The following is a 12,818-nucleotide window of genomic DNA, read 5'->3' as shown; positions in this document are numbered from 1 at the left end:
TGCTGTGCCCGGGTCACGCCCAGGTGATGAGCTTCTTCGGCTGTTCCAGGATCGCCGCCACGTCCGCCAGCACCTTGGACCCCAACTCCCCGTCCACCAGGCGGTGGTCGAAGCTCAACGCCAGTGTGGTGACCTGGCGCGGCTTGACCTTGCCCTTGTGGACCCACGGCTGGAGCCGGATCGCGCCGACCGCGAGGATCGCGGACTCGCCGGGCGGGAGGATCGGCGTGCCCGTGTCGACGCCGAAGACGCCGACGTTGGTGATCGTCACCGTGCCGCCCTGCATCGCCGCCGGTGAGGTCTTGCCGTCCCGCGCCGTGGACACCAACTCGCCGAGCGCCGCCGCCAGTTGCGGGAGCGTCTTCTCGTGGGCGTCCTTGATGTTCGGGACGATCAGACCGCGCGGGGTGGCCGCCGCGATGCCCAGGTTGACGTAGTGCTTGAGCACGATCTCCTGGTTCGCCTCGTCCCAGGACGCGTTGACGTCCGGGTTGCGCCTGATCGCGACCAGCAGGGCCTTGGCGATCAGGAGCAGCGGGTTGACCCGCACCCCTTCCATCTCCTTGTCCTGCTTCAGCTCCTCGACCAGCTTGAGTGTGCGCGTCACGTCCACCGTCACGAACTCCGTGACATGCGGTGCCGTGAACGCCGAACCGACCATCGCCAGCGCGGTCGCCTTCCGTACGCCCCTGACCGGGACGCGTGTCTCCCGTGTGCCGTCGTACGTGGCCACCGGAGCCGGGGCCGCGGGGGCGACCGGCGTGGTGCGCACCGGCACCGGCTCGGGGGCCGGCGGGGCCACCGCCGCGTGGACGTCCTCGCGCGTGATGATGCCGTCGGGGCCCGACGGGGTCACCGTCGTCAGGTCGACCCCGAGATCCTTGGCGAGCTTGCGCACCGGCGGCTTCGCCAGCGGACGGGCGGCTCCTGCGGCCAGGCCGTTGACGGTGCTGTGGCCGTTCAGCTCCTGCTGGACCGCCGCCGCGACCTCCTGGGCGGGAACCTCGGCGCCCTTGCGGGGGCGGCGCTTGGTCGAGGACACAGCCACGCCGTAGCCGACGAGCACCGGCTGCCGGGCCGGGGGCTTCGCCTCCTCGGGTGCTTCGGCGACAACCGGAGTCCCGATCTCCGCCGCGGCCCCGCCGCCACCACCCCCGACGTCCACCGCGATGATCGACGTACCCACGTCGACCGTCGTGCCCTCGGGGAAGTGGAGTGCGCGGACCACCCCGTCGTACGGGATGGGCAGTTCGACGGCCGCCTTGGCGGTCTCGACCTCGCACACCACCTGGCCGTCGGCGACCGTGTCGCCCGGCTGGACATACCACTTGAGGATCTCGGCCTCGGTGAGTCCCTCGCCCACGTCGGGCATCTTGAACTCGCGAACGGACGCGTCAGTCATCGTCGTCACGTCCCTCTCCTCAGTACGCCAGCGAGCGGTCGACGGCGTCGAGCACCCGGTCCAGGCTCGGTAGGTACTCCTCCTCCAGGCGCGCCGGCGGGTACGGGGCGTGATAGCCGCCGACCCTGAGCACCGGTGCCTCCAGGTGGTAGAAGCAGCGTTCCGTGATCCGGGCGGCGATCTCCGCGCCCGAGCCGAAGAACACCGGTGCCTCGTGCACCACGACCAGACGGCGGGTCTTCTCGACCGAGGCCTGGACGGAGTCGAAGTCGAGCGGGGAGACCGACCGCAGGTCGAGGACCTCCAGGGACCGCCCCTCCTCGGCCGCCGCGTTGGCGACCTCCAGGCACAGCTTCACCATCGGGCCGTAGGCGGCGAGGGTGAGGTCGGCGCCCTCGCGGACCACCTGGGCCTTGTGCAGCGGGCCCGGGATGGCCTCGACACTGACCTCGGCCTTGTCCCAGTAGCGCCGCTTCGGCTCGAAGAAGATCACCGGGTCGTCGCTCTGGATGGCCTGCTGCATCATCCAGTAGGCGTCCGACGCGTTGGACGGGGACACCACCTTGAGGCCGGCCACATGCGCGAAGAGCGCCTCCGGGGACTCCGAGTGGTGCTCGACCGCGCCGATGCCGCCGCCGTACGGGATGCGGATGACGACGGGAAGCTTGATCTTGCCCAACGCGCGCGCGTGCATCTTCGCGAGCTGGGTGACGATCTGGTCGTACGCCGGGAAGACGAAGCCGTCGAACTGGATCTCCACGACCGGGCGGTAGCCGCGCAGGGCGAGGCCGATGGCCGTGCCGACGATGCCCGACTCGGCGAGCGGGGTGTCGATGACCCGCTCCTCGCCGAAGTCCTTCTGCAGCCCGTCGGTGACCCGGAAGACCCCGCCGAGCTTGCCGACGTCCTCACCCATGATCAGGACCTTGGGGTCCGACTCCAGGGCCTTGCGCAGCGATTCGTTGATCGCCTTGGCCAGGGCCATGCTCTTGGACGTCATGGTCTTCGCCGCCGCGTTCGTCGAAGCCACTGTCTCTGCCGCCATGATCACGCCCCCTCCACATCTGCGAACGACGCCTGGTAGGCGGCGAACTGGGCCCGTTCCTCGTCCACGAGCGCGTGCCCGTCGGCGTAGGTGTGCTCGAAGATCGCGAAGTGGTCCGGGTCCGGCATGGCACGGACCGCTTCACGCACTCGCCTGCCCAACGACTCGCTCTCGGCCTCCAGTTCCGCGAAAAATCCCTCTTCCGCGTGGTTTGAGGCCTCCAGGTATGTGCGAAGGCGGGCGATCGGGTCCTTCGCCTCCCAGGCCGCCCGCTCGTCGTCGTGGCGGTAACGGGTCGGGTCGTCGGAGGTGGTGTGGGCGCCCATGCGGTACGTGTACGCCTCGACCAGCGTCGGGCCCTCGCCGCTTCGGGCCCGCTCCAGGGCCCACTTCGTCACCGCGAGGACGGCCAGGACGTCGTTGCCGTCCACCCGTACGCCCGGGAAGCCGTAGCCCTGCGCGCGCTGGTAGAGCGGTACGCGGGTCTGGCGCTCGGTCGGCTCGGAGATCGCCCACTGGTTGTTCTGGCAGAAGAACACCACGGGGGCGTTGTAGACCGAGGCGAAGGTGAAGGACTCGGCGACGTCGCCCTGGCTGGAGGCGCCGTCCCCGAAGTACGCGACGACCGCGGAGTCGGCGCCGTCCTTGGCCACACCCATGGCGTAGCCGGTGGCGTGCAGGGTCTGGGAGCCGATGACGATCGTATAGAGGTGGAAGTTGTTGCTGTTGGGGTCCCAGCCGCCGTGGTTCACCCCGCGGAACATGCCGAGCAGGTTGATCGGGTCGATGTCCCGGCACCAGGCGACGCCGTGCTCGCGGTAGGTCGGGAAGACGTAGTCGTCGGTGCGGGTGGCCCGGCCGGAACCGATCTGGGCGGCCTCCTGGCCGAGCAGCGAGGCCCACAGGCCCAGCTCGCCCTGGCGCTGGAGGGCGGTCGCCTCGGCGTCGAAGCGGCGGGTCAGCACCATGTCGCGGTACAGACCGCGCAGGTCGTCGGGAGTGAGGGCGGCGACATACGGGTCGTAGGCGGCGTTCTCGACCCGTCGGCCCTCGGGGGTGAGCAGCTGGACGAGATCCGGATCGGCGCCCGTCGCGGCCGGCTCGGCGGTCGGCTTCTTGGGGACGGCTCGTTTGGCGGGGGCGCGTTTGGTGGTGGCTCGCTTCGCGGCCGTGGCCTTGGACGCGGTGGCAGTGGCGGGCTGCGCGGCCGTGGCTTGGGCGTCGGCGGCCGGTGCGTCGGCGCTCTGCGCGGTGGTGCGGGTGGTACCGGTCTTGCTTCCGGCGCTGCGTCGCGGTTTGCGCGCGGCAGTGCTCTCCACGGTCACGTGTACTCCTCCGTCGGTCCGGCCCCGGGGTTGCCGGGTAACCAGTGCGGTCACCTGTTCCCGATACCCGTGCACGGGGTGGGTGCCGCTCGGCCGGGAACAGGCGTGACAGGTGTCCCGGCGAGCGTCCGCAAGCATCACGTTACCCAGTGCGCCATATTTCTATGAAACCCCCCTGACCTGCGATTTTGCTTGGAAATCCAAGTAAATTGAACAAGTCGGGAAGGGGCCCTGGTCACAGCCTTGCAGGGGGCCGGAACAACGGCACGTTATCCCGCGCACCCAGGCCACGGGAAGAGTCGGTATGTGAGACTGTCCGCGTGTCCGAAGACGGAAAAATCACTGTATTTCTCCTCGACGACCATGAAGTCGTCCGCCGGGGGGTCCATGAACTGCTCTCGGTCGAGGGCGACATCGAGGTGGTCGGCGAGGCCGGCACGGCGGCCGACGCGCTGGTACGGATTCCGGCCACCCGTCCGGACGTGGCGGTGCTGGACGTACGGCTCCCGGACGGCAGCGGGGTCGAGGTGTGCCGTGAGATCCGCTCCCGGGACGCGGGCGTCAAATGCCTGATGCTGACGTCGTACGCCGACGACGAGGCCCTCTTCGACGCGATCATGGCAGGCGCCTCCGGGTACGTCCTGAAGGCCATCCGCGGCCATGAACTGCTGGCGGCCGTACGGGACGTGGCGGCCGGCAAGTCCCTGCTCGACCCGGTCGCGACCGCCCGCGTCCTGGAGCGGCTGCGGAGCGGCGGCAGCGCGGCAACGGGGGCGCAGGGGGACGAGCGGCTCGCGAACCTGACCGACCAGGAGCGCAGGATCCTCGACCTGATCGGCGAGGGGCTCACCAACCGGGCGATCGGCGAGCGGCTGCACCTCGCCGAGAAGACGATCAAGAACTATGTGTCGGGGCTGCTGTCCAAGCTGGGCATGCAGCGGCGGGCGCAGGCGGCGGCGTACGTGGCACGGATGCAGGCGGAACAGCAGGGCCAGGGCCGGGGTTTCTAAGGCTCCAAGGCTCCCAAGGCTTCAGAGCCCTCCGGGGCGCCCGAATCGGGACCTAAGGCCTCTCTTCTCGGGGCGAGCGCCCCTGGTGTGCCCGTTTGTCCGTCGCACACAGTGAGTGCATGCCGACCGAGGAACAGAACGAGCAGGACGACCAGCGCGCCGCCGACCTCCTCGGCCGCGTCGAGCACGGCCGGGTCGCGACCAGCATGCGCGCGCTGCCCTTCCTGGCGTCCGCCCGGCACATCGTCGTGGACGGCCGGGTCCTGCTGCGGCTGCACAAGGGGCACGGGTACCACCGGGCGTGCGTGGGCGGTGTCGTCGCGTACGGCGCGGACGTCCCCTCGGCACGCAACCGGGGGTCGTGGTCCGTGCAGGTCGTCGGGGAGTGCGCGGCCGTGGAGCCGACCCCCGCCGAACTCGACCGGTTCGGCCCCGCACCGCGCTCGGTGGACGGCGTGCCCTTCGATCCCGTCTACCTACGAGTCGAACCCCAGTTCGCCACCGTCCACTCTGTGATCGAAACCGACTGCCCATGACAGCCCGCGGTCACCTGTGACTGCCTGCGACAAGCGCCCCGCTCACGCGCCCGGCTCGTGCCCTAGCATCTGGCGCGTGCCGCGCTCATCTGTACCACCCCTTGTGCCCCACGCTCCCCCTCTGGGCGCCCTCCTCCGCCAGTACTCCGCCGGGTCCGCGCTGACCTGCGACCCCGTCGACCAGGGGCTGCTGAACCGCGGCTACCGGCTCGCCACCACGCGCGGCGACTACTTCCTGAAGCACCACTTCGACCCCGAGACCGCCGACCCCGCCGCGATCGCCCGCCAGCACCGGGCGACCCAGCGCCTCGCGGATCTCGGCGTCCCGGTGGCCCCACCGCTGCCCGGCCGCGACGGCCGTACGGTCGCCGTCGTCGGCGGCCACGCCTACGCCCTGCACCCCTGGATCGACGGCCGCCACCGCCACGGCGGCCAGCTGACCACCGTCCAGTGCGGCCGCCTGGGCGCGCTACTGGGCGTGGTCCACGCAAGCCTGGAACACGTGATGCCGACACGGGACGGAACCGAGGGCACCGAACGGAACCGGGGCGTCCCGGCGCCGAGGGCGACCGCCGACCGCGAGCAGGCTGCCGGACGGAGCAGCCTCTCCCCGCAGGCGGAGGCAGGCCAACGGGAGGGAACCGCTAGGCGCGCCGAACCCGCCCGACGGAGAACCGCACCCCGACAGGGCGGCGCCGCCGACCGGAACCAGGGCGGCCCGGGCGATCGGGACCGGGACGGATCCGCCCGTCGGGACGGGGACGGATCCGCCGACCGGGAGCGGGAGGGAACTGGCGACCGGTACCAAGGCATCGTCGCCGACCGGGACCGAAGGGGACCCGCCGCCCCGCGCTGGGACGCAGCCACCGGCCAAAACCAAGGCCCCCTCACCGACCCGAACCCAGCTGGATCCGGCGGCCGGTACGCGGACCGCCCCACAGGCCGGCCCTCGGTGGCCGGCAGGTACCGGGCCGCCACCGCCACCGCTGCCGAAACCTCCGCAGCCACCGAAGCCTCCGCGAAGCGCCCCTCCCAGTACCCGTCCCCAGCAGCCCCGGGCCCCGCTCCCACCTGCGGCTCCGCCGAGCCTGTGCACGCCCCCTCGGCCGACCCCGTCGACACCTTCGCGCTCATCGACGACCTGCTGGCCCAGGTCCGACGTCACCGCCCCACCGACGCCTTCGACGAGTTGGCCCGGTACCGGCTGCTGGAGCGGCGGGCGCTGTTGGAGCAGCACGCGGACCGGCGGCCGCCGCCGGGTGGCTCGGTGGGGTGGGTGCACGGGGACTTCCACCCGTTCAACCTGCTCTACAAGGGGGACGCGCCCGCCGCGATCGTCGACTGGGACCGGCTCGGTGTGCAGCCTCGCGCGGAGGAGGCCGTACGCGCCGCCGCGATCTTCTTCGTACGGCCCGCCGGCACGCTCGACCTGCCCAAGACACGGGCGTACGCGCGCGCGTACCGGCGTACGGCCGGGGCGACACCCTCCGAGCTGGCCGCCGCCGTGCACCGGGTGTGGTGGGAGCGGCTCAACGACTTCTGGATGCTGCGCTGGCACTACGAGCGGGGCGACACCCGCGCCGACTCCCAGTTCCCGGCCGCCTCGGCGCTCGCGGTGTGGTGGACGCGCGAGTACGACGCGGTGTGCGGGGCGTTCACGGACTGACGCCCGCGGAGTACGAAAAGGCACGCGCGCGTGGAGCCCCTCTTCGGGGCCGCACGCGCGCGTGGGGGCTGACTACGGGGTGGTGCCGCCCTCGGTACCGCCGTCTTCCTCACCCGTGTCGCCGGTCTCCTCCTCAGAGGGAGTCGCCGTGTTCGTCGCCTGCGTCGCCGTGTTCGTCGGCTGCGCGCTCGTCTCCGGGTCCGACGGTGTGGGCGACGGCTCGGAGGAGGCGGTCTCGGACTGCGAGTACGACGGTGTGGGCGACGGCGTCCACTGGGACCCTCCGTCCGAGCCGCTGCCGTCGTCCGTCTCGACGCTCGACGTCTCCTCGGAGACCTCGTCGCTCGGACTCGCCGTGGAGTCGTCGTTCGTCGCCGTCTGCGAGGTGGTCGGTGACGGGGTGGTGCCGGTGCTGCCGCCGTCGCCGTTGCCGCCCTGCAGGGCGAGGGCGACGCCCGCCGCGATGGCGATCACCGCGAAGAACGCCAGTATCCACAGCTTGCCCCGGCCGCCGCCCCGGTTGCCGTGCCCCTCGAAACCGCCGTCGTCCCTGCCGCCGTACCCGGAGGGCAGGATCGGCTGGGGGATCTGGGTGGTCCCGGAGTTGTCGCCCGGGTGCTGGTTCATCACCGCGGTGCCGGCGAAGCCGCCCGAGGGGGTGTGCCGGCCCTCGTGCATGTCGACGGGCCCGGTGTTCCAGGTGCCGGTGTGGCTGCCCTGGTCGTACAACATCTGCAGGCCGTACTGGATCAGCCCGCGCATCTCCTCGGCGGTCTGAAAGCGGTCGTCGGGTTCCTTGGCCAAGGAACGCATGACGAGCCCGTCGAGTTCCGGCGGCGCCGCGTCCGAGACCTCGGACGGGGGCACCGGAATGTCCTGGACATGCTGGTAGACCACGGAGAGAGGGGTCTCGCCCGTGAACGGGGGCCGCAGCGCGAGGAGTTCGTAGAGGAGGCAGCCCGTCGCGTACAGGTCCGAACGGTGGTCCACGGCCTTGCCGAGGGCCTGCTCGGGGGAGAGGTACTGGGGCGTACCCATGACCATGCCGGTCTGCGTCATCGTCGTGGACGCCCCGTGCAGGGCGCGGGCGATGCCGAAGTCCATGACCTTCACGGCGCCGTTGTGCGTGATGATCACGTTGGCGGGCTTGATGTCACGGTGCACGATCCCGTGCTGGTGCGAATAGGCAAGCGCCTCCAGCACCCCGGAGACGATGATCAGGGCCTGCTCGGGTCCCGGCGCCTCGGCGTTGATGAGGAGGTCACGGATGGTGCGCCCCTCGACGATCTCCATCACGATGTACGGGACGGACTGGGCGCCGCCCGCGGTGAAGCCGCCGTTGGGCACCGTGTCCTCGCCGGAGTCGTACACGGCGACGATCGCGTGGTGGTTGAGCCCGGCCACCGACTGGGCCTCACGCGTGAAGCGGGCCTTGGAGATCGGGTCCTCGGCGAGATCGGCGCGCAGCAGTTTGACCGCGACCGTGCGCCCGAGGCGTACGTCCTCGGCGGCGAACACCTCCGCCATGCCGCCCCGGCCGAGTCTGTGGGTGAGCCGGTACCGGCCGTCCCCCACCAGTCCGCCGTTGCCCCACAACTCAGGCGCGTCTGACATACCGCCGCCTGCCGCCTCGGGGTCGGACGGGCCCTGAGCGCGCTGCTGTGCCATCAGTCCTCGCCGTCGTTTCTGCCCGCGGTGCGCGCGGTGTTGTTACGGTCTCCGTCGGCCACGCTACAGCCTCCACGCAAGGCTCCGGTCCGGGAGGCGGCTCGGGAGCAGCTCCGGAAGGAGCCCCGGTACGAGTCCCGGGCAGACCGGACATCAAACCCGTTGCCGGTATCGTCGTGCAAATTCCGTGCCCCGTCCGGTCGGCACCTGTAACGCTTCCGCGACGCTTCCTTCTCGTACGGTCACGGAACGGGCACCTCGCTTGACGTGTCAGTGCCCTCCGGCAGACTTGGCCCGGTATGAGCCAATCGATCACGTGCGGCTGTGAGAAAGCTCGGGGGACGCTGAGACATGAGCCACGACGGCGCACACGGCCGGTACACGGGGCACGCGCTCGCCGGCGGTCGCTACCAGCTGCGCGATCTGCTCGGCGAGGGCGGCATGGCCTCGGTGCACCTCGCGTACGACTCGGTTCTTGACCGGCAGGTCGCGATCAAGACACTGCACACCGAACTGGGCCGGGAACAGGCCTTCCGCGAGCGTTTCCGCCGCGAGGCCCAGGCCGTGGCCAAGCTCACGCACACCAACATCGTCTCGGTCTTCGACACCGGTGAGGACGAGGTGGCGGGGACGATGACCCCGTACATCGTCATGGAGTACGTCGAGGGGCAGCCCCTCGGTTCCGTTCTCGACGCGGACGTACGGCAGTTCGGGGCGATGCCCGCCGACAAGGCGCTGAAGGTCACCGCGGACGTGCTGGCGGCGCTGGAGATCAGTCACGAGATGGGCCTGGTCCACCGGGACATCAAGCCGGGCAACGTCATGATGACCAAGCGCGGGGTCGTGAAGGTCATGGACTTCGGCATCGCCCGCGCCATGCAGTCGGGTGTCACGTCGATGACGCAGACCGGCATGGTCGTCGGGACCCCGCAGTACCTCTCCCCGGAGCAGGCGCTGGGCCGGGGCGTGGACGCGCGCTCCGACCTCTACTCGGTCGGCATCATGCTGTTCCAACTGGTCACGGGGCAGCTGCCGTTCAACGCCGACTCGGCGCTTGCGATCGCGTACGCGCATGTCCAGGAGGAGCCGGTCGTTCCCTCCTCGGTCAACCGCGCGCTGCCCCCGGCGGTGGACGCGCTCGTCGCCCGCGCGCTGAAGAAGAACCCGAACGAGCGTTTTCCGAGCGCCGTCGCCATGCGCGACGAGTGTCTGCGCGTGGCCGCCTCGCTCCATCCGGCCGCCCCGAACATCGTCCCGGGCGCCCCGTCCCAGAGCGGCGCGGGTGTCGCCTCGGCGGTGTTCCCGCCGGTGGACCAGGCGACTCCGCCCCCGCCGGGTCCCGTACAGACCCCGTACCAGCCGGCCCCGACCCCGCATCCGTACAGCGCCGCTCCGGCGTACGGCTATCCGCAGCAGCCCTCGTACCAGGCGCCCGCCGCGTACGCACCGCAGTACGCGCCGACGCCCGCCCCCGGAGGGGGACGGAAGAGCAGCACCCCGGTGGTCGTGGGTTCGATCGTCGTCTCGCTCGTCGCCGTCGGCGGGCTGCTGCTGGCGCTGAACCTGGGCGGGGACGACACCGACAACGGCGGCGGCAGCGGTGCGAGCGCCTCTGCCTCGCAGACGTCGGGGACGGGGGCGGGGGCGGCGACGGGGTACAAGGGGCCGGACCTGAGCAAGAGGATCGACGCGGAGAAGTGCTCGGAGGCGGCGGAGTCGTACACCGACCCGGACAAGATCCAGCTGCCCGACTTCCGCTACAAGAACCTGACCTCGGTCAAGTCCTGTTTCCAGGCGGCCGGGTGGCGGATGAAGGTGACCCGGATCGACGAGAACACCTTCGGCAAGGACACGGTCACCGACCAGTTCCCCTCCGCCGGCACGGACGCCGACCCCGACGACATGCCGGTGATCGAGCTGAGCGTGTCGTCGGGCAACCCGTCCTGAGTGGACGGTGAGCGGACAGTGAAGTGCCTGCAACTCCCCGGGAAGGGCAGTTGCAGGCACTGGGAGTTACAGGTACGGCCCGCCCGTGCGTCCGCCCGTACGCGGATCGTCGTCGCCCTCGTGGCCGCCGACTCCCGGCGGCAGCGCGCGGCGCATCTGCTCCAGCTGGGCCCGCGCGGCCATCTGCTGGGCGAACAGGGTGGTCTGGATCCCGTGGAAGAGGCCCTCCAGCCAGCCCACCAGCTGGGCCTGCGCGATCCGCAGCTCGGCGTCGCTGGGAATGCCCTCGTCCGTGAACGGCAGGGACAGTCGCTCCAGTTCGTCGACCAGCTCCGGCGCCAGACCGTCCTCCAGCTCCTTGACCGAGCTGGCGTGGATCTCCTTGAGCCGGACGCGGCTCGCCTCGTCGAGAGGGGCCGCGCGCACCTCCTCCAGCAGCTGCTTGATCATGCTGCCGATCCTCATGACCTTGGCAGGTTGCTCCACCATGTCCGTCACCGGGATCTCTCGGGAGTCCTCGTCACCACCGCCCCCAAGAGCCATCCCGTCCTGGCCAACGACCAGGATCTGGGGGTTCTCCGGCGACCTTTCGTTCCTCGGCATCTCCATACCGCCATTCTGTCGCACCGGGCCGCGGTTCCGGCCGGTGGGTCCGGCCCGGCGGTGTCCCGTCCGGGATGCCGGACGGGCGGGTGCGTGTGAGGCTGGTCCCGTCGAACCCTGGTGACTGGCGACTCCGCGGCGGGAGGTGCCCGACATGACTCCATGGCTCCACACACTGCGCGTCTGCGGCACTCTGCTGGCCCTGGCGGCACCCACGCTCGCCGCCGCCCCGCACGGCGCGACACCCTCGTACGACAACGCCGCGCACGTCGCCCGGCCCGCCCCCGACGCCTCCCGGGCCGGCAGCCGGGCGGGCGAGGGACGGGAGCGCCCCGGGCGGCGGGAGTCCGAGCCGCCCGAGGAGGTGGCCTACGAGGAGACTGTGCCCGTCCCCGTACCCACCACCGTCCCGGACCCGGGCAATGCACGGGACACGGCCGCGCTGCCCGCCCCGGTCACGCACCCGGTGCTGCGGATACTGCCGCTGGGCAGCGGGCTCGTGCTGATCGGCCTCGGCCTGGGCCTCGCATTCCTCGCGCTGCGACTGCGCGTGCGGAGGACTTGACCCCAGGGACATCCCCTTTACGGGGCCACCAGCAGCACCTTTCCCACGTGGCCGCTCTCCTCCACCAGCCGGTGGGCCGCCGCCGCGTCGCTCATCGGGAACTCGCTGTCGACGACCGGCCGGACCTGACCGGCGGCGATCAGCGGCCAGACGTGTTCGCGTACGGCGGCCACGATCGCCGTCTTCTCGGCGAGCGGGCGGGCGCGCAGCGAGGTCGCGCTGATCGCGGCCCGCTTGGTGAGAAGGGCGCCGATGTTCAGTTCGGCCTTGAGGCCGCCCTGCATACCGATGATCGCGAGCCGCCCGTTGACGGCGAGGGCGCGGACGTTACGGTCCAGGTACTTGGCGCCCATGTTGTCGAGGATCACGTCGGCGCCGCTGCCGCCGGTGGCCTGTGTCAGTTCCTCGACGAAGTCCTGCTCGCGGTAGTTGACGAGGATGTCGGCGCCCAGCTCGGCGCACTGGTCGAGCTTCTCCTTCGTCCCGGCCGTCACGGCGACCTTCGCGCCGACCGCCTTGGCGAGCTGGATGGCCATGGTGCCGATGCCGCTGGAGCCGCCGTGCACGAGGAACGTCTCGCCCGGGCGGAGGTGGGAGATCATGAAGACGTTCGACCAGACCGTGCAGACCACCTCGGGCAGCGCCGCCGCCCGCTTCAGGTCGACGCCCTCGGGCACGGGCAGCAGCTGCCCGGCCGGCACGGCCACCTTCGTCGCGTAACCGCCGCCCGAGAGCAGCGCGCACACCTCGTCGCCGACCGACCAGCCGGACACTCCCGGCCCGACCTCTGCGATCCGGCCCGAGCACTCCAGGCCGGGGTACGGGGAAGCTCCTGGCGGCGGGTTGTAGAAGCCCTGGCGTTGCAGGATGTCGGCACGGTTGACGGCGCCGGCCACCACCTCGACCAGCACCTCGCCCTCGCCGGGCACGGGATCGGGGACCTCGGCCCACACCAGCGCCTCGGGCCCTCCGGGTTCGGGAATCGTGATCGCATGCATGAGGGGACGCTACTCCCCGCTCCGGCGAAATCGATGTGCGGTCCGCGTCTGGC

The 12,818-nt window shown here is 71.1% G+C and carries 10 protein-coding genes and 2 pseudogenes; 6 read left to right on the top strand and 6 right to left on the bottom strand.

Annotation, left to right across the window (positions count from 1 at the left end):
• Window positions 1-13: 13 nt before the first annotated feature.
• The 3 genes from ACFYXF_RS11810 to pdhA are packed head-to-tail and all read right to left on the bottom strand — an operon-like array spanning window position 14 to window position 3,772.
• Window positions 14-1,411, bottom strand: coding sequence for a dihydrolipoamide acetyltransferase family protein (locus ACFYXF_RS11810; RefSeq protein WP_389349366.1), 1,398 nt, complete (start codon window positions 1,409-1,411; stop codon window positions 14-16).
• A 10-nt stretch (window positions 1,412-1,421) separates the two neighbouring features.
• Window positions 1,422-2,447: an alpha-ketoacid dehydrogenase subunit beta gene (locus tag ACFYXF_RS11805; protein ID WP_389349365.1), complete on the bottom strand. Its 1,026-nt coding sequence runs from the start codon at window positions 2,445-2,447 to the stop codon at window positions 1,422-1,424.
• 2 nt (window positions 2,448-2,449) lie between these two features.
• Window positions 2,450-3,772: a pyruvate dehydrogenase (acetyl-transferring) E1 component subunit alpha gene (pdhA, locus tag ACFYXF_RS11800; protein ID WP_389349364.1), complete on the bottom strand. Its 1,323-nt coding sequence runs from the start codon at window positions 3,770-3,772 to the stop codon at window positions 2,450-2,452.
• A gap of 320 nt (window positions 3,773-4,092) precedes the next feature.
• On the opposite strand from pdhA, the gene ACFYXF_RS11795 reads away from it, so the two are divergent.
• The 4 genes and pseudogenes from ACFYXF_RS11795 to ACFYXF_RS11780 form a co-directional block, all read left to right on the top strand.
• Entirely contained in the window at window positions 4,093-4,782 is a 690-nt protein-coding gene (locus ACFYXF_RS11795) for a response regulator (RefSeq protein ID WP_389349363.1), read from the top strand.
• A 119-nt stretch (window positions 4,783-4,901) separates the two neighbouring features.
• Window positions 4,902-5,318 (top strand): pyridoxamine 5'-phosphate oxidase family protein, encoded by a 417-nt coding sequence (locus ACFYXF_RS11790; protein ID WP_389349362.1) that lies wholly within the window; start codon window positions 4,902-4,904, stop codon window positions 5,316-5,318.
• Between the two features lie 16 nt (window positions 5,319-5,334).
• Window positions 5,335-5,943, top strand: a pseudogene (locus ACFYXF_RS11785) (phosphotransferase); the annotation flags it as partial.
• Window positions 5,944-6,414: 471 nt separating this feature from the next.
• Window positions 6,415-6,984 (top strand): annotated as a pseudogene (locus ACFYXF_RS11780) (phosphotransferase); the annotation flags it as partial.
• Between the two features lie 72 nt (window positions 6,985-7,056).
• Here the strand turns inward: ACFYXF_RS11780 and ACFYXF_RS11775 are convergent.
• On the bottom strand, window positions 7,057-8,655 hold the full coding sequence (locus ACFYXF_RS11775; protein WP_389349467.1) for a protein kinase: 1,599 nt from the start codon (window positions 8,653-8,655) through the stop codon (window positions 7,057-7,059).
• 348 nt (window positions 8,656-9,003) lie between these two features.
• Between ACFYXF_RS11775 and ACFYXF_RS11770 the strand changes: the two genes are divergently transcribed.
• Window positions 9,004-10,599, top strand: coding sequence for a protein kinase (locus ACFYXF_RS11770; RefSeq protein WP_389349361.1), 1,596 nt, complete (start codon window positions 9,004-9,006; stop codon window positions 10,597-10,599).
• 66 nt (window positions 10,600-10,665) lie between these two features.
• On the opposite strand, the gene ACFYXF_RS11765 is transcribed toward ACFYXF_RS11770, so the two are convergent.
• Window positions 10,666-11,208: a bacterial proteasome activator family protein gene (locus ACFYXF_RS11765; RefSeq protein ID WP_389349360.1), complete on the bottom strand. Its 543-nt coding sequence runs from the start codon at window positions 11,206-11,208 to the stop codon at window positions 10,666-10,668.
• A gap of 148 nt (window positions 11,209-11,356) precedes the next feature.
• Here ACFYXF_RS11765 and ACFYXF_RS11760 point away from each other — a divergent pair, with 148 nt between their 5' ends.
• Entirely contained in the window at window positions 11,357-11,767 is a 411-nt protein-coding gene (locus ACFYXF_RS11760) for a hypothetical protein (RefSeq protein ID WP_389349359.1), read from the top strand.
• Between the two features lie 17 nt (window positions 11,768-11,784).
• Here ACFYXF_RS11760 and ACFYXF_RS11755 read toward each other — a convergent pair whose 3' ends face one another.
• Window positions 11,785-12,765 carry an NAD(P)H-quinone oxidoreductase gene (locus ACFYXF_RS11755; protein WP_389349358.1) on the bottom strand — a complete coding sequence of 327 codons (981 nt, stop codon included), beginning with the start codon at window positions 12,763-12,765 and terminating at the stop codon, window positions 11,785-11,787.
• Between the last annotated feature and the right edge of the window lie 53 nt (window positions 12,766-12,818).

This window comes from Streptomyces sp. NPDC002680, from assembly GCF_042889145.1.
GTDB lineage: Bacteria > Actinomycetota > Actinomycetes > Streptomycetales > Streptomycetaceae > Streptomyces > Streptomyces adonidis.
The sequence above is the reverse complement of the archived record's forward strand: the minus strand, read 5'-3'. Positions and strand labels throughout refer to the sequence as shown.

Excerpts from the sequence above, each read along its gene's own strand:
- ACFYXF_RS11805 (WP_389349365.1), bottom strand. The coding sequence starts at position 2,447 with ATGGCGGCAGAGACAGTGGCTTCGACGAACGCGGCGGCGAAGACCATG.
- ACFYXF_RS11790 (WP_389349362.1), top strand. The coding sequence starts at position 4,902 with ATGCCGACCGAGGAACAGAACGAGCAGGACGACCAGCGCGCCGCCGAC.
- ACFYXF_RS11770 (WP_389349361.1), top strand. The coding sequence starts at position 9,004 with ATGAGCCACGACGGCGCACACGGCCGGTACACGGGGCACGCGCTCGCC.
- ACFYXF_RS11765 (WP_389349360.1), bottom strand. The coding sequence starts at position 11,208 with ATGGAGATGCCGAGGAACGAAAGGTCGCCGGAGAACCCCCAGATCCTG.
- ACFYXF_RS11760 (WP_389349359.1), top strand. The coding sequence starts at position 11,357 with ATGACTCCATGGCTCCACACACTGCGCGTCTGCGGCACTCTGCTGGCC.
- ACFYXF_RS11755 (WP_389349358.1), bottom strand. The coding sequence starts at position 12,765 with ATGCATGCGATCACGATTCCCGAACCCGGAGGGCCCGAGGCGCTGGTG.